The sequence below is a fragment of the Brevibacterium sp. BRM-1 genome, assembly GCF_026802075.1.
Classification (GTDB): Bacteria; Actinomycetota; Actinomycetes; order Actinomycetales; family Brevibacteriaceae; genus Brevibacterium; species Brevibacterium rongguiense.
In genome coordinates, this window is record NZ_CP113788.1 from 1,416,040 (window position 1) to 1,432,286 (window position 16,247).

The 16,247-nt window shown below is 72.8% G+C and carries 14 protein-coding genes and 3 tRNA genes; 11 read left to right on the forward strand and 6 right to left on the reverse strand.

From position 1 onward, the window contains the following. Positions 1-210 precede the first annotated feature (210 nt). Complete coding sequence (gene orn, locus BRM1_RS06205; protein ID WP_268529726.1) at positions 211-846, forward strand: oligoribonuclease; 636 nt, start codon at positions 211-213, stop codon at positions 844-846. A gap of 53 nt (positions 847-899) precedes the next feature. Here orn and BRM1_RS06210 read toward each other — a convergent pair whose 3' ends face one another. After that, positions 900-1,832, reverse strand: coding sequence for an SCO6745 family protein (locus BRM1_RS06210; protein ID WP_268529351.1), 933 nt, complete (start codon positions 1,830-1,832; stop codon positions 900-902). A gap of 332 nt (positions 1,833-2,164) precedes the next feature. Between BRM1_RS06210 and BRM1_RS06215 the strand changes: the two genes are divergently transcribed. The 6 genes from BRM1_RS06215 (at position 2,165) to BRM1_RS06240 (ending at position 8,420) form a co-directional block, all read left to right on the forward strand. Beyond that, a complete protein-coding gene (locus BRM1_RS06215) occupies positions 2,165-3,949 on the forward strand; it encodes a glycosyltransferase (protein WP_268529353.1) in 1,785 nt (594 codons plus the stop codon). A gap of 109 nt (positions 3,950-4,058) precedes the next feature. Then, complete coding sequence (locus tag BRM1_RS06220) at positions 4,059-4,688, forward strand: GntR family transcriptional regulator (protein WP_160953637.1); 630 nt, start codon at positions 4,059-4,061, stop codon at positions 4,686-4,688. A gap of 50 nt (positions 4,689-4,738) precedes the next feature. Continuing rightward, entirely contained in the window at positions 4,739-6,028 is a 1,290-nt protein-coding gene (locus BRM1_RS06225) for an MFS transporter (RefSeq protein ID WP_268529355.1), read from the forward strand. An 89-nt stretch (positions 6,029-6,117) separates the two neighbouring features. Further along, on the forward strand, positions 6,118-7,161 hold the full coding sequence (locus tag BRM1_RS06230; protein ID WP_268529357.1) for a glutathione S-transferase family protein: 1,044 nt from the start codon (positions 6,118-6,120) through the stop codon (positions 7,159-7,161). A 151-nt stretch (positions 7,162-7,312) separates the two neighbouring features. Then, positions 7,313-7,768 (forward strand): hypothetical protein, encoded by a 456-nt coding sequence (locus BRM1_RS06235; protein ID WP_268529360.1) that lies wholly within the window; start codon positions 7,313-7,315, stop codon positions 7,766-7,768. Positions 7,769-8,096: 328 nt separating this feature from the next. Beyond that, entirely contained in the window at positions 8,097-8,420 is a 324-nt protein-coding gene (locus BRM1_RS06240) for a cupin domain-containing protein (RefSeq protein ID WP_268529362.1), read from the forward strand. Positions 8,421-8,520: 100 nt separating this feature from the next. On the opposite strand, the gene BRM1_RS06245 is transcribed toward BRM1_RS06240, so the two are convergent. After that, a tRNA-His gene (locus BRM1_RS06245) sits at positions 8,521-8,596 on the reverse strand. A gap of 212 nt (positions 8,597-8,808) precedes the next feature. On the opposite strand from BRM1_RS06245, the gene BRM1_RS06250 reads away from it, so the two are divergent. Together BRM1_RS06250 and BRM1_RS06255 are read left to right on the forward strand one after the other, a co-directional pair. Continuing rightward, a complete protein-coding gene (locus BRM1_RS06250; protein WP_268529364.1) occupies positions 8,809-10,539 on the forward strand; it encodes a hypothetical protein in 1,731 nt (576 codons plus the stop codon). Positions 10,540-10,746: 207 nt separating this feature from the next. After that, positions 10,747-11,523 carry a hypothetical protein gene (locus tag BRM1_RS06255; RefSeq protein WP_268529367.1) on the forward strand — a complete coding sequence of 259 codons (777 nt, stop codon included), beginning with the start codon at positions 10,747-10,749 and terminating at the stop codon, positions 11,521-11,523. Between the two features lie 598 nt (positions 11,524-12,121). Here BRM1_RS06255 and BRM1_RS06260 read toward each other — a convergent pair. Together BRM1_RS06260 and BRM1_RS06265 are read right to left on the reverse strand one after the other, a co-directional pair. Beyond that, positions 12,122-12,194, reverse strand: a tRNA-Lys gene (locus BRM1_RS06260). Between the two features lie 138 nt (positions 12,195-12,332). Then, a complete protein-coding gene (locus tag BRM1_RS06265) occupies positions 12,333-12,617 on the reverse strand; it encodes a DUF3618 domain-containing protein (protein WP_160953642.1) in 285 nt (94 codons plus the stop codon). 229 nt (positions 12,618-12,846) lie between these two features. On the opposite strand from BRM1_RS06265, the gene bcp reads away from it, so the two are divergent. Together bcp and BRM1_RS06275 are read left to right on the forward strand one after the other, a co-directional pair. Then, complete coding sequence (bcp, locus tag BRM1_RS06270; protein WP_268529370.1) at positions 12,847-13,320, forward strand: thioredoxin-dependent thiol peroxidase; 474 nt, start codon at positions 12,847-12,849, stop codon at positions 13,318-13,320. A gap of 271 nt (positions 13,321-13,591) precedes the next feature. After that, positions 13,592-13,673, forward strand: a tRNA-Leu gene (locus BRM1_RS06275). Between the two features lie 10 nt (positions 13,674-13,683). Here the strand turns inward: BRM1_RS06275 and BRM1_RS06280 are convergent. After that, positions 13,684-15,222, reverse strand: coding sequence for a class I SAM-dependent methyltransferase (locus BRM1_RS06280; RefSeq protein ID WP_268529374.1), 1,539 nt, complete (start codon positions 15,220-15,222; stop codon positions 13,684-13,686). Positions 15,223-15,338: 116 nt separating this feature from the next. Beyond that, positions 15,339-16,235 carry a succinate--CoA ligase subunit alpha gene (sucD, locus tag BRM1_RS06285; protein WP_268529377.1) on the reverse strand — a complete coding sequence of 299 codons (897 nt, stop codon included), beginning with the start codon at positions 16,233-16,235 and terminating at the stop codon, positions 15,339-15,341. Between the last annotated feature and the right edge of the window lie 12 nt (positions 16,236-16,247).

Here is a 16,247-nt window from a genome sequence, read left to right on the forward strand (position 1 = left end):
TGCTGACTTCCCCCTGAACACTCGCCGGGTTTCCCCCTGAGCGGGCGCCGGGCACCGCCCCGCGACTGCGCACCGCGCGGTGCGGCCCCCGGTCCTGCCGTGGCCTCCCACCCCGCCGTCGCGCGCCCCGCTCGGCCCGGCCTGCCCACAGGCGCCGCGTTGTACAGTGGGCCGGTGGCTTACGACAGGATTGTGTGGATCGACTGCGAGATGACCGGGCTCGTGCTCGGCACCGACGAACTCGTCGAAGTGGCGGCGATCGTCACCGACTTCGACCTCACCCCCCTCGATGAGGGCATCGACGTCGTCATCCGGCCGAGCGCTGCCGCCCGCGCGCAGATGAACGACTTCGTCACCGGCATGCACACCGCCTCGGGCCTCATCGGGGAACTCGATGGCGGCACGACCGTCGCCGAGGCGCAGGACCGGGTGCTCGCCTACATCCGCTCGCACGTCCCGGAGTCGGGCAGGGCGCCGCTGGGCGGCAACTCGGTGGGCACGGACAAGGGCTTCCTGCAGGTGCAGATGCCCGAGCTCGTCGACTGGCTGCACTACCGGATCATCGACGTCTCCTCGATCAAGGAGCTCGCCAAGCGGTGGTATCCGCGGGCCTACTACAGCGCTCCGGCCAAGACCGGGGGCCACCGTGCGCTCGGCGACATCCGGGACTCGATCGCCGAGCTCGACTACTACCGGCGGGCCGTCTTCGTGCCCGAGGGCCCCGACTCGGAGACCGCGAAGGCGATCGCCTCGCAGGTGGCACAGGCCCATTTCCCCGCGCAGGAGACCCCCGACGCCGCCGAGGCGCCGCAGGCGGGCGGCGAGAGGTCCTCGCCCGGCGCCTGAGCCCGCTCAGCTCCCGGCCGCGCACCACTGCCCTCAGCCGCGCGCCGCTCCCGTCACCCGCGCGTCATCCCGGACCCCGGGGCGAAGATCTGGGCCGGGAAGGCCTGGGCCCGCACGACGACCCGCGCGAAGTCCTTGGCGGCCTCGGCGGCATCCGCGAGCGCCTCGTCGTCCAGCGGGGAGAACGCCACGGCCACGGAGGCGTCCGTCTGCGCCTCGATCTGCTCGCGCAGGCCGGCGGCGGCCGCGGTGGGCTCGGCCTCCTCGCCGGCGCCCACGAGCAGGCCGCGGGCCCGCAGGGACTCCTGCGCCTGGGCCCACTGCTCGGCTGACCAGCCGCGGGACTTGCGCGCGGCCTCGGGCCGGAAGGACGTGCCCGTGGCGGTGTGGAGGGCGAGCGCCTGGAGCCCGGGCAGGTAGTTGACGACGAGTGCGGCGATGTGGCCGTCCCCGCGGTATTCGCGCAGCAGGGTGGCGACCGACCAGAGGTCGAGGAACGGCTGGACGGCGGGGTCCTCGGCCTGCACCCCGGCGGCGAGGGCCTCCTGGTGCGCCGCGTAGAGGGGCCGTCCGTCCGGCAGCTGTGCGGCGAGCACCGGCTGGAGCGCGCGGCCCAGCTGCGCGGCGGCCGCCGCGAGCTCGGAGTGGTCGCGCTCCCCCTCCCCCAGGAAGAGGTGGGCGAGCATGGCCTCGGTGCCGCGCACGCGCGCCGCCCAGATGCGCTCGGGGCTCGCGATCTCCCAGCACGCGGGCACGAACCGGCGCACGTGCTCGGGACTGAAGTTGTAGAACGCGGCGGTCACCACCGCGGCGCGCACCGCTCCCATGGGCGCGGCGCGGCCTGCCAGGTACGCCTGCCCGGGGTGCTCGATGCCCGCCTCGGCCACCGCGCGAGCCACAGCCGGCGAGAAGTAGCCGGCCGAGTGCACGCTCTCGAGGCGCTTGGTCAGCTTGCGGATGAGGTCTGCTCTGCGCGTGTCCACCATGGGCCGATCCTAGCCGCGCAGCGCCGCGCCGGGGGCATCCCGCAAGGGGGACATGCAGTGCCCGGTGAGCGGTCCACGGCAACCGGTGCCCGGTCCGCGCGAGGATGCCGCCCAGCGATGCCGCCCAGCGATGGCACTCGGCGGTGGCCCTGAGGGAGCGCCCAGCCGTTCGTGTGGCACCCCACAGCCGCAAGCACTGACCCGCGCGGCCGGCGCCCAGTAGACTGGGAGGTTGAGACCGTGTGCACGGCCGCCCGCATCGGGTCCGCCGTGAGGACGTGGGCCCGGAGCGCAGGACACCCCCGCGCGGTGCGCCCCGGAAGGATGTGAGCGTGGACAACGAGATCCCACTCGGGCGGCGCAGACCGCTCTACCGGCTCTTCGAGACGATCCCCGCGATCATCAGCTACTCGGCGCTGCTGGCCGTCTTCATCATCCCGATCTTCTCGCCGCGTGCGGGCGCCGTCTACGTGCTCATTGTCGTGGGGATCATGTTCTTCCGCGCCATCCGCGGCTCGATCGACCTGGCCCGCGGCTTCGTGCGCTACAAGGCCAGCGCGCGGGTGGACTGGGGTGCGCGCCTCGTGGACATCGGCCTCACGCTCGACGGCCGGCGGGTGCCGCCGAGCCCGCCGGGCTCCTTCCACGTCCACCAGCACCGCGAGCTGCTCGACCGCGTCAAGGCCGCCCCGCAGGACTACCTCCACCCCTCGGACCTGCGCCACGCGATCATCATCGCCGCCTACAACGAGTCCTATGAGGTCATCGCCCCCACGATCCGCGGGCTCATGTACTCCACCACGCCCGGCGATCAGCTGTGCCTCTTCTTCGCCTACGAGGGCCGCGGCGGGCCGGAGATGAAGCGCACCGCCGAGCGCTTGAAAGAGGAGTTCGGCCACCGCTTCGGCCGCTTCGAGCTCGTCGAGCATCCCCGCGACCTGCCGGCGGAGCTCGCCGGCAAGGGCGCGAACATCACGTATGCGGGGCACCGGGTCCAGGAGTGGGCGCAGGCGGAGGGCTACGAGCCCGACGAGGTCATCGTCACGACCCTCGACTGCGACAACAAGCCCTATGAGTCCTACTTCGACTACGTCGCCTACGAGTACATCGCCTGCCCGGAGCGCAAGCGGCGCTCGTTCCAGCCCATCAGCCTCTACCTGAGCAACATCTGGGACGCGCCGGCCATCACCCGCGTGGTCGCCTCGGCGAACTGCTTCTGGAACCTCACCTCCACCGTGCGGCCCTTCTCGCTGCGCAACTTCGCCTCCCACTCCCAGCCGCTCGATGCGCTCATCGAGATGGACTTCTGGTCCAAGCGCACGATCGTCGAGGACGGCCATCAGTACTGGCGCTCGTACTTCCACTTCGGCGGGGACTACAGGGTCGTGCCCATCCACGTGCCGATCTACCAGGACGCCGTGCTCGCGGGCGGGCTCAAGCAGACGATGATCGCGCAGTTCAAGCAGCTCAGCCGCTGGTCCTACGGCGCCTCCGACGTGCCCTACGTGGGGCAGGCGATCTCGGATCGCAAGGCGCCCTTTTTCGGCTCCGCCCTGCGCTTCCTGGGCCTGCTCGAGGGCCACATCACGCTCGCGTCCGTCTCGCTCATCATCGCGATCGGCGGCTGGGTGCCGTTCATCGTCATGACGCAGACGGGCTCGGGCGTCGACGGCTTCGTCAAGCAGATGCCGTTCCTCGTGGGCGTCATCCAGCAGGTCGCGATGATCTCGCTGCTCATCTCGATCATCGTCTTCTGGAACCTCATCCCCCCGCGGCCGGTGCGCTACGGCCGCTTCCGGTCGGTCATGATGCTGGGCCAGTGGTTCCTCTACCCGGCGACGATCCTGGGCTACAACGCGACGACGGCCATCTACTCGCAGGGCCGGCTGCTGTTCGGCAAGTACCGCGAGAAGTTCGACGTCACGGAGAAGTCCGTGGTCTCCGAACCGCAGCGCGATGCCGCCTTCTCCGGCTCCCCGCGCTCGCTCGAGGAGTACCGGGAGGCGGAGAGCGAGCCGGAGCGCCCGCGCGCGGCCGAGGGAGGCGCGCCGGGCCAGGCCGCGCCCGGTTCGCTGCGCACAGCGGAGCGCCCGCCCCGGGAGTCCGCGCAGGACTGACACCGCGCAGCACGCCGCCGAGGCGCCGCGGGCCGAGTGCCCGCGGCGCCTCGCGTGCGTCCGGGGGCGGTGACTTGCGCTCCGAGCCTCATAGATACAAGATAGATACATGAAGTCGGCCACCGCTCGTGCCTTCGAGCACGTCAAGGGCCAGGTGCTCAGCGGGGCCCTGGCCGCAGGCACGATGACGAGCGAGGGCGAGATCGCGGCGGAGCTGGGCATCAGCCGCACGCCGGCGCGCGAGGCGTTCCTGCGCCTCGAGGCCGAGGGCCTCATGCGCCTGTACCCCAAGCGCGGGGCGCTCATCGTGCCCATCTCCCCCGCCGAGGCCGATGAGGTCTTCGAGGCCCGCCGTGTCGTCGAGTCCCACGCCGCCCGCTCGCTCACCGGTCTGCGGGACGAGGCGCTGAGCGCGGTCTGCGCACGCCTGGAGGACATCATCGAGGCCCAGCGCAGCGCGATCGCCGCGGACGACCTGCCCGCCTATGCGGCCGCCGATGCGCAGTTCCACCACTGCGTCATCGCCGCCGCCGGCAACAGTCTGCTCACCGCCTTCGCCGCGGGTCTGCGCGAGCGCCAGCAGCGCCTGGCGGCCAACTCCGTCTCCCACGACCTGGGCCGCGCCGAGGACTTCCGCGCCGCGCACGCGGCCCTCCTTTCCGCCCTGCGCGAGCGCCGCGCCGACGACTACGCCGCGCGGCTCGCCGAGCACTTCGCCACCGCCCGGGCCGCCCTGTGAATCGCGCCGCGCCCTCGCCCAAGACAACCGCCGCCGCCCCGAAGGAAGACGTGTCCCGATCCCCAGCCCCGACCCACGCCGCGGACCAGGTGGCCCGCCCCGGCTCCCCCGCGCCCGCCGGGGCCTGGCGGGCCGTCGCCTTCGTGATGTTCGCCGTGGCCTGGGGCGGCAACGAGTTCACCCCGCTCCTCGTCATGTACCGCCAGAACGGGGACTTCTCCCCTGTGGTGGCCGATGGCCTGCTGGCCGCCTACATCTTCGGCATCGTGCCCGCGCTGCTCATCGGCGGCCCGCTGTCCGACCGCTTCGGGCGCCGGCCGCTGCTGCTGCCGGCGGCTCCCCTTGCGCTGGCCGGTTCGCTCGTCATCGCCGCCGCCCCCGCCTCGTTCGTCGCCGTGGGCATCGGACGGGTGCTGTGCGGGCTCGCGCTGGGCCTGGGCATGGCCGTCGGCGCCGCCTGGATCTCCGAGCTCTCGCGGGCAGCCGATGCCGGTGCGGGCCCCCGGCGGGCCTCGCTGTCGCTGACGACCGGCTTCCTCGTCGGCGCCGGTGCGGCCGCCGCGCTGGCGCAGTGGGCCCCGTTGCCCGAACGGCTCAGCTACGGCGTGCACATCGTCATCGCACTCCTGGCCTCCCTGGCCATCCTGCGCGCCCCGGAGACCCGCCGACGGCGCACGGCCGCGGAGACCGGCAGCCTGTGGGCAGACCTCAAGGTGCCGGCAGTCGCCCACCGCCGCTTCCTCTTCGTCGTCATCCCGGTCGCGCCGTGGGTCTTCGGGGCCGCGGGGAGTGCCTACGCGGTGCTGCCCGGACTCATGGCGGATCACTCCGGCGGCCTGCCGATCGCGCTGTCGGGCCTGCTCACGGTCATCTGCCTGGGCGCGGGCGCCGTGGTGCAGATGCTGGGCAAGCGCATCGACACCCACCGCAGCGCCCGCGCCTCCGCGCTGGCCATGGGCATCATCCTCGTGGGCATGGTGATCGCGGCGCTCGCGGCCTCTCGCCTGACGCTCCCGCTGGCCATCGCGGGCGCCGCCGTCCTGGGCGCGGGCTACGGGCTCGCGATGATCGCCGGGCTCAGCGAGGTCCAGCGCATCGCGGGACCCGACGACCTCGCGGGGCTCACGAGCGTCTTCTACAGCTTCTCCTACCTGGGCTTCTTCGTCCCGGTCACGCTCACCGCGCTCTCCGCGCACTTCACCTTCGCCCAGCTCTTCACCGCCGGCGCCGTCATGGCGGCACTCTGCGGCGCAGTGGTCGTGAGCGCCTGGCGCACCCACCTGCCCACCGGGGAGGGCGCACGGGCCGTATCGTGGGAGCCGGACGACGCCGCGTCCTGAAGCGGCCGGCGGCGCCCACGCGCACACCCGCCCCGCCTCGGGCGCGGGAATCACGGTGCCCGCGGGCACCCATGACGAGGGGAGAGGCCATGGCGAACGGCACCTACGTGGAGGCCAGCTACGAGCGGGACACCGCCTACATCGAGGACCGGATCACCTCGGACGGGACCGGCCAGTGGCCCGTCGAGGCCGGCCGCTACCGGCTCATCGCCGCCCGCGCCTGCCCGTGGGCGAATCGCACGATCATCGTGCGCCGCCTGCTGGGGCTCGAGGGCGCGATCTCCATGGGCCTGGCCGGCCCCACCCACGACGCGGACTCGTGGACGTTCGACCTGGACCCCGGCGGCCTCGACCCGGTGCTGCGCATCCCCAGGCTCAAGGACGCCTACGAGCGGCGCTTCCCCGGCTACCCGAAGGGCATCACGGTCCCCGCGATCGTCGACGTGCCCAGCGGCGAGGTCGTGACGAACAACTTCCCGCAGATCACCATCGACTTCTCCGAGCAGTGGCGGGACTTCCAGCGCGAGGGCGCCCCGGACCTCCTGCCGGCGCAGCTGCGCGAGGAGATGGAGCGGGTGAACAAGCGCGTGTACACCGAGGTCAACAACGGCGTCTACCGGTGCGGGTTCTCCGGCTCGCAAGAGGCCTACGACGCGGCCTTCGACCGGCTCTTCACCGCGCTCGACTGGCTCGAGGAGCGCCTGGCCGACCGGCGCTACCTCATGGGCGACACGATCACCGAGGCGGACGTGCGGCTGTTCACGACGCTCGCCCGGTTCGACCCCGTCTACCACGGCCACTTCAAGTGCAACCGGAGCAAGCTCGACGAGCTGCCCAACCTCTGGGGCTACGCGCGCGATCTGTTCCAGACCCCCGGGTTCGGCGACACGATCAGCTTCTCCCAGATCAAGGAGCACTACTACATCGTCCACAGCGACATCAATCCCACGGGGATCGTGCCGGACGGCCCGGATCTGTCCAACTGGGTCTCCCCCCACGGGCGGGAGGCGCTGGGTGGCTCGCCGTTCGGAGCGGGCACCGCGCCCGGCCGCGTCCCCGAGGGCGAGCGCGTGCCCGTCGCGGAGAACCCGCACATCGGCGCCGACGGCCTCGTCGTCGTGCCCGGGGCATGAGGGGTGCGGGAGCGACGGGGAGCGCTGAGAGCACGAGAAGCACTGGCGTTTTGCGGAGCCCCGCGGGCATGACGAGTGCCGTGGCCACGAGGAGTGCCGGAGCCGTGAGGAGCGGTGCGGCTGCGGGCGGCGCCCGTGTGGAGACGGCCTCGTGAGCGCCGTGGCCATCGCGGCCGCGTTCGTCTGGCTGGGCATGGTCCTGGCCGTCTCGTTCCTCGAGGCGCCGCTGAAGTTCCAGGCTCCCGGCATCACGATCCCGCTGGGGCTGGGAATCGGCAGGCTCGTCTTCCGCGCGCTCAACGCCTGCGAGCTCGTGCTCGCCGCGGTGGTGACGGCGGGACTGCTGCTCTCCGGCGGCGGTCCGGGCGGTTCCTGGGGCCTGGGCGGGTGTGCGCTGCTGGGCGCGGTGGCCCTCCTGCTGCTTCAGCTCCTCCTCGCCCGCCCGCTCGTCACCCGCCGCTCGGATGCCGTGCTCGCGGGCCAGGACCCGGGCGAGCACCGCTCCCGGGCGCATCTGCTCTACGTGGCCTTCGAGCTCGCCAAGGCCGCCGCGCTGGGAGCCGGAGCGATTGCCTCGCTGGCGGCCCTGACGGCGCTGACCGGCTGAGCGGGCGGGGCCCGCGCCGGCACCCCTTGAGCGGCCCCCCCGCGCCCGTGGAGCTGTCCCCGCACCCATCGAAAGGACACCGATCGACATGGCAGAGGATCCCAGCGATTCGGCCGGCACCGCACCTCGGGCAGCCGACCAGAGCGGCCCGAGGCAGAGTGGCCCGGACGGCGGCACGGCGAGTCCGGGCTCTTCGAGTCCCGCCACTTCAAATCCCAGTGCTGCGAGTCTCGGCGCTTCAAATCCCGGCGCTGCGACACCCCGTGCCCCGGCTCCCGGCACTGCGAACACCGGCGCCCCGCATGCCGGCGCCCCGGGCCTCGGCGCCGTGAGCCTCACCGCCCTGAGCCGGGAGCTGGTGGCCAAGGCGCGCGGTGCGCACGCGGGCAGGGCCGCGCACATGGTGGCCGGGGGCCACGAGACCGTGTTGAGCCAGACGGTCCTGGCATTGGCCGCCGGCAGCGGTCTCGCGGAGCACGATGCGCCGCCGGAGGCGACCCTCCAGGTGCTCTCGGGCCGGATTGCGCTCATCGCCGGTGCGCGGCGGTGGGAGCTGGGCCCGGGCGAGCTCATCGCTATCCCCCACGCCCGCCACGCCGTCGAGGCGCTTGAGGACAGCGCGTTCCTGCTCAGCGTGGTCCGGGAGCGCTGAGGCACGGGCCCCGAAGGCCACGGCCGGCCGCGGGCTGGCGCCGGGGCACGCGCAAAGGCCCCGCACGCCCGGTGAACGGGGGTGCGGGGCCTTGCTCGACTGGGGTGGCTAACGGGACTTGAACCCGCGGCCCCCGCGACCACAACGCGGTGCTCTACCAACTGAGCTATAGCCACCATCGCATATCCGGCGCACCACTTCGGCGCGCAGACAGCAGATGACATGCTAGTTGCCCGGCTTCGCGTTTGGCAAACCCGGACCGGCCACAACGATTGCGTCACCGGCGGGTAACTATTCGGACTCATCGGGCAGGCGGCCCCGTTGGGCTTCGTACACTGAAAAACCGCCTTCCCCGTCCGCCTGCCGTCTACCGCGAGGTCTGCCGTCCATGTCCACCGCTTCCGTGCGCGTTGCCGCCGATCGCTCGGCGCAGCTCACGGTCGGCGACGCGGTGAGCGAGCACCCGGACCTGGGCGCGGCGATGGCACAGCTCGTCCAGGCCGCGAAGGCCGCGGGCGAGGACATCACCGCGCAGATCCACGACGGGCAGGCCGTTCGGACGATCACGATCGAATCGGGCGGCCGCATTTCCGCCGCCCCGCCCACCGAGCCCGCACCGGGCGCCGCCGCGGACCCTGCGACGGGTCCCGGGGCGCAAGCCGGGTCTGCCGCCCGGCTCGGGGCCGCCGGTCCGTCCGCACCCCGCGCCCCATCCGCGGCCGGCGTTCCATCCGCGCCCGGTGCTCCGTCCGCGGCATCGGAGGCCCCCGCGCAGTCGCGGGCAGAACCCGCGGCGGGGCAGGAGTCCGCCTACCCGGTGGGCACTCCGTTCTCCGGCCCCGCCGAGCCGACCCGCGCCTCGGCCCGGGCCTCCAAGCGCAGCGCGCGGCGCGCCGAGCGAGCCCAGCGCAGCGCGCCCGCCCGCCGGGACGGGCCCGGCGCCGGCCGCGCGAAGCGGGGCGCGCTGCCCCAGCTGCGCGGGCTCACGATGCCGGGCATCGTGCTGGCCATCCTGCTCGTCGGGGCGCTGGCCGCCTACTTCGTCCCCACCATCATCGGCGCGCCGGGCACGGGCGCACCTCAGAGCATCTCCGCGGCGAGCAGCCAGGCGCAGCAGTCGGAGATCCGCGTCGAGGACTCGTCCGAGCCCGTGCCGGGCTATGCCGAGGAGCCCGCCTGGCAGGCGAAGGTCGAAAGCACCGCCTCCGTCACGGCCACGGCCCGCGGGGTCCTCGTCATCGACGAGCAGAAGCTGCGCGTCCTCGACCCCCGCAGCGGCGATCAGCGCTACGGCGGCAGCCTGGACGGCCGCCTCGACTTCGCCGTCGATACGACGATCGACGGCCGCAAGGCACTGCTGTGGCGCACGGGCCGGCACGCGCAGGCGCTCTTCGACGGCACCTCGGCGCCCGTGGACTACACGCTGCCCGCGGGCGCACGCCTCTCCTCGGCCGGTTCGAGCGTGCTCGTCAAGGCCGGGAACTCCCTGTCCACGTTCACCGGCGATGGGATGCGCAACATCCCCACGCCGCCGGCGGGCTCGACGCCCATGGCGCTCGACGACGACCGGCTCATCAGCGCGGAGTTCCGCGGGCCGCTCATCAGCACCGACATCGCCACCGGCCAGACCACGCGCATCGCACTCGAGAAGCCCGAGGAGGGCCTCGAGATCATCCGCTGGGTCTCCGCCGGGCACGGCAAGGTCGTCACCCTGTGGGGCCAGCCGGGGGCCAGCACGAACAGCGGCCACCGCATCCAGCTGGTGGTCAGCGAGGCGGAGACCGGCATGATCGCCTCCACGGTCTCCACATCGACGGACGCCGTGGGCGAGGCGAGCTGGGTGCGCGGGCAGAACTACGAGCACGCCGTCATCGGCCCCTACCTGTTCAACATGCGCAGCGGACTGCTCGTGCGCGACGGCTCCGAGGCCGATGTCCGGTTCTCCGAGCCGCGCGGCACGCTCACCCCGGTCACGGTCGACGGCGCCGCATGCTTGCTCTCCGGCAGCACGGCGTTCAGGACCCAGACGAATCTGCTCGCCCTGACGGAGGGCGCGCCCGGGTACGCGATCGTGCGGCAGGGCTCGGACCGGGTCGTCGGCTACCCGGAGCAGGGCTGAGCGCGTACATTTTGTGAAATCTGTGGCTTTTGAACGTTTAGAACGCGTGGGGATGGCCCTGACCAGCGCACACGCCCTACCATGGGACGGGGCCCGGTACTCAGCGCCTTCCGCCCCGCGCACCCTGGGCTCCCCTCCCATTGCCCCCGCAGGCACCGGCACGGTCCTGTGCGGCCCCGCACCCCAGCAGCGACGAAAAGGAACAGCATGACGACGGTCTCCGCCCTGAGGAGCCGAGCCGTCGCATGCGCCGTCGCCCTCGCACTTGCGGTGGCTCCGCTCGGTGCCGGCGCCGCGCTCGCGGCCGACGGCGATGGTGCGGATTCATCGGCCCCCGCGACCGAGTCCGCCACCGCGGGCTCCGCCGACCCCAGCACCACGGCGCCGCAGCCCAGTGCCTCCGACAGCTCGACGGCACCCTCCACGACTTCGCCGGGGTCACCCGCACCGACGCCGACCCCCAAGCCCACGAACACGCCGCAGCCCACGCCCGTGCCCACGCAGTCCTCATCCGCGGCCCCCGAACCCAGCCCAGTGGAACCAGAGCCGGAGCCGAATGCGAGCAATGGCGATTCGGTCGCGCCGGAACCGGGCCGGAGCCCGCACCGCCACCCCGGCAGCGTCGAGCGCGACCCGTCGAACGGCAGCGGCGGCTCCGTCAGTTCCTTCGGCGACGACGCCGGCAACGACTGGGCGCCGAGCAGCCAGAGTTCCGGCGAGCGCGCCGCCTCCGACTACTCCGATCCGGTCCCCCGTGCTCCCGGTGGCGACAACGCCGATGCGATCGGCGCCGATGGAGCGACCACGCAGGCGGCGCCCGCCGGGACCGCCGACCCCAACGCGGACGCCGACGATGCGGGCAGCAGCTTCGCCGAGGGCTTCTCCTGGCCGATCGCGGTGATCTGCGGCATCATCGCGCTGGCCCTGGGCATCGCGGTCTTCGTGCTCGGCCGCCGCCGTGGCGCCGCCCCGCCCTCGCACTGACACTCGCCTCGCGGTGCCCCGTCCGGGCGACGGAATGCGCTGAGCCCGTGCCGGGCTGCCCGGTCTCCGCCTGGCCGCTGAGGCGGTGGGCGATGTCGCGGTGAGTGGGATGCCCGAGTTGTGAGCGCCCGGAATCGCTGTGTCCGGCCCGAGTCCGCATCCTGCGCGGCCCGTGACGGCGTTTGCGCAGCCGGCCGCGCCCGCCGCGATCCTGCGCGGCCGGTACCCGTGCATTCCCGCACCCAGCCTCATCCCGTGCGGTCAGCGCCCTGTGCAGCCAAGCCCTCCTGCACAGTCAGCGCCCTGTACGGCCAGCCCCCCTGCACAGTCAGCCCCTGGACGATTCTGTACGGCCACGACCCCGCGCTGTCGGTGCCGCACGGGATCCTGCATACCCCGCGCTGTCAGCCCCGCGCGCATTCCAGCGCAGGGGCGGGCGCTCAAGGGATGGAACTCCGCAGCAGCCTCCCCCAACGCCCCCGGGGCGGTGCAATACGAGGTGATCGAACCGGTGGGTAAGCGCGGGATCGGCGAACCCAGAACCGCATGACGAAGGCCCCTCACCGGACGTGATGCCTGATGAGGGGCCTTCATTCTGTGCACCCCCCGGGACTTGAACCCGGAACCCACTGATTAAGAGTCAGTTGCTCTGCCAATTGAGCTAGAGGTGCGCGCAACGAGACATGACTCTACACGCTCGCCACCTGGTTGTGAAATCGAATCCGGCCCTCACAGGACCGATGTGCTGGAGATCACCAGGGCGTGCCCGGTGGCGCTCCGGCGGTCGATTCCCCCCGTTCGCGGCCGCCTCAGCGGCGGCTCTTGACCACCGCGAGGGTGATGCCCGCAGCGACGGCGAGCGCGATGCCGCCGAAGAGCGCGATGCGCTCGACCTTGGGCGAACCGTCGGGGTTGATGACGACCGACTTCGCCTGCGCCTCGGCCTGCGCGGCGAGCGCCTTGGGGTGGAGACGGCCCACGAGCTCGTCCACGTTGGCCGACAGGCGCTGCTCGCGCAGGCGGATCGACTCGACGAGCTGTTCGCGGTTGGCCGTATCGACCGTGACGTCCGAGGTGTACACGCTGCTGCTCACTGAAACTTCCTCACCTTGTGCCTGTTCGGCAGCCTGTGCGCGGCCGCGAGACCGCGGCGGGCAGGCGTGCCCGTCTCTTCAGGTCAGAGCTTACCGTGAACCGCGGGCACCGTGTCCGCGCGCCCGCGTATCGTTGTGCACGCGCCTCCGGCCGCAGGCCGAGGGCCCACCGAGACCCCGCGGTCGTGCGCGCCGAGCGCACGGGACCGCGCCCAACGAAGGGAGACCCATGCCCCGCCTCGAACCCGGCAACACCGCCCCCGCCTTCACCCTCCAGGACCAGGACGGGGCGGACGTCTCCCTTGCCGACTACGCCGGCCGCCGGATCGTGGTCTACTTCTACCCCGCCGCGATGACCCCGGGCTGCACGACGGAGGCCTGCGACTTCCGCGACTCGCTGGCAGCCCTCGCCGGCGCCGGCGTCGACGTCCTGGGCGTCTCGCCGGACGAGCCGGCCAAGCTCAAGCGGTTCGCGGAGCAGGAGGACCTGACGTTCCCGCTGCTGTCCGACCCGGACAAGACGATGATGACCGAGTGGGGCGCGTTCGGCGAGAAGAAGAACTACGGGAAGGTCGTCCTGGGCGTCATCCGCTCCACGGTGGTGGTCGCGGCCGACGGCACCGTCGAGGCCGCCCAGTACAACGTCAAGGCCACCGGCCACGTCGCCCGCCTGCGCAAACAGCTGGGCGTCGACGCCGCCTGAGCCCGACCGGGCTCACCCGCGCCACGACCCACCGCTGTTGCTCCCCTGTGACGCGACACGGTGCAGCTGGGGTCGGGGGCGTGCGAGGCGGAGCCGTCGGGACGTGCGGCCGGCGCGCGCAGGCGGCGTCAGGCCCGCTGCAGCCCGCTCGGCCGGGGGCTGCGTCTACCGCGCCGCTGGGGGCTGCGCCCGGCGCGCCGGCCGGCAGCGCGGCCGAGACGCCCGGGGCACGGCGCGCGCCGGGCGAGGTGCACTAGGCTGGCCCTGGCTCGCGCGAGTGGCGGAATAGGCAGACGCGCTGGATTTAGGTTCCAGTGCCTTCGGGCGTGGGGGTTCAAGTCCCCTCTCGCGCACCCCGGTCCCTCAGTCCCTGCGCGCAGCGACCACCGTGAACTTCGCGTTGCGCGCCCACTGCTCGCTGCCGCCGAATGCCGCGTTCAGGTGCGAGCGGTAGCGCAGGTGCGAGTTGAACACGCACACGAGCCAGCCGCCCGGAGCCAGCAGGCGGTGCGCGGCATCGATCATCCGGTGGGCGTCCTCGGTCGTCACCGCGGTGCCCGCGTGGAACGGCGGGTTGAGCATCACGAGGTCGAACGTCCCGTCCCCCAGGTCCGCCCCGGCATCGCTGAGCACGATGCGGGCACTGGTGCCCGCCGCCCGCAGCGTCGCCGCGGCCGAGGCGCACGCGGCCCGCGAATCGTCCGTGCCCACCGCTCGCTCGGGGCCAAGCAGGGCCGCCGCGGCGGCGAGCAGCCATCCGTTGCCGCACCCCAGGTCGAGCACGGCGGACGGGCGCAGCACGCCCTCGCGGGCCCGCTGCGCGATCGCCTGCAGCAGCAGCTGCGAACCGGGATCCACCGAATTGCCCCCGAAGCACGCACCGTGGGCGGCCACATCGATGTCCGTCACACCCGGGATATCGCAGGCCCGGCGCGCCCAGCGCGGGAAGAGCGCCCCCGCGGCCTCCGGGATGCGCGCCTCGGTGTTCGCAGCATCCTCGTCGGCCATGGGCCGGCCCGCGGACGCAATGGGCTGGGAGGCGATGATGAGGCGCGATTTCGCGATCCCGGGTGAGACATCGACGCGGCGGAAGAAGCGCTGGAGCTCCGCGTTGAGCGCGGGCGAAAGGTGCTTGTCGCGGCCGACGACGATGACCTCGGCGGCGATCCCCTCAAGCGCCTGCAGCGTCTCGCGCAGCGCATCGACGGCCTTGGGAGCGGCGATGATGCAGCGCAGCGGTGCGCGCTCGACGACGTCGGCCGGCAGCGCGCCGACGAGCTCGGCGCCCGCGGCCCGCGCGGCCGGATCTGCGCTCACCCGGTCGTTGTACGCAAGGACGCGGCCACCCGCCGGCACCGCACCCTTGCCCGCCCGGTCGTCGGCCGCGCAGCCGTGGGTCCCCGGGATGTCCGCCGCGAGGCCCTCGACCGCCAGGCCCTCGGCCGCCAGAGAGGTCGAGCCAACCGCGACGCCGGCGGCCACGGCCCACAGGGCGCCGGCCTCGTCGTCGTCGATCACGAGCAGCGGCAGGTCTGCGAACCCTTCGGTGTCCCGCACGGTGCTCCCGGTGGGCACAGGGCCGCCGTCGTGCGGAGCACCCCCGGTTGCCTCAGCACCCCCATCCTGCGGGGCGCTCCCGCCTTGCCCATCACCGCCGCGCTCGGCGCTCCCGGCCGGCTCAGCACCGCCATCCCGCGCAACGGCGCCGTCCCGGTCCGCACCACCGGACCGGCGGCCGGAGACGTCCAGCACGCCGTGGGCCCGGCCCACGAGGTACTCCGCGAGGATCCGCGATTCGGGTGCCCCATCGGGCCAGGCGGGCAGCGCGGGGGCGGACGCGCTGCGCAGGCGCTGTGCGAGGGGGGCGAGCAGGGCGGGATCGGGCAGCAGGGATCGCGACATGCGCCCCAGTCTAGGAGCGCCGCGGGGCCCGCAGACGCGCGCGGGGCGCCGCGCGGTCTCCCGCGCGGCGCCCCGGCGGCCGTGGCCGGGCATGCCGCCCGCTGCGCCTCAGCGCGTCACTTGAGCATGTCGCGCATGAGCTGCGCAGTCTCGGACGGCGTCTTGCCCACCTTGACGCCGGCGGCCTCGAGGGCCTCCTTCTTCGCCTCGGCGGTGCCGGACGAGCCGGAGACGATCGCGCCGGCGTGGCCCATCGTCTTGCCCTCCGGGGCGGTGAAGCCGGCCACGTAGCCCACGACGGGCTTCGTGACGTTGTCCTTGATGTACTCCGCCGCGCGCTCCTCGGCGTCGCCGCCGATCTCGCCGATCATGACGATCGCCTCGGTCTCCGGGTCCTCCTGGAAGGCCGCGAGCGCATCGATGTGCGTCGTGCCGATGACCGGGTCGCCGCCGATGCCGATGGCGGTGGTGAAGCCCAGGTCCCGCAGCTCGTACATCATCTGGTAGGTCAGCGTGCCGGACTTCGACACGAGGCCCAGCTTGCCGCGGTTGGTGATGTTGGCCGGGATGATGCCGGCCAGGGACTGCTCGGGCGAGATGATGCCGGGGCAGTTCGGCCCGATGATGCGGGTCTTGTTGCCCTTGTCGGTCGCGTAGGCCCAGACCTCGGCGGAGTCCTGGACCGGCACGCCCTCGGTGATGATGACGAGCAGGCCGATCCCGGCATCGATGGCCTCGATCGCGGCGTCCTTCGTGAACGCCGGCGGCACGAAGGCCACGGACACGTTCGCCCCGGTCTTCTCCATCGCCTCGGACACAGAGCCGAAGACGTCGAGCTCGACGTCCTTGCCGTCCTTGTCCTGGTGGCTGACCGTGGTGCCGGCCTTGCGCGCGTTGACGCCGCCCACGACGTTCGACCCGGCGGCGAGCATGCGCGCGGTGTGCTTGGCGCCCTCGCTGCCGGTGATGCCCTGGACGATGATCTTCGAATCCTGGTTGAGGAAAATCGACATGGTGGTTGTCCT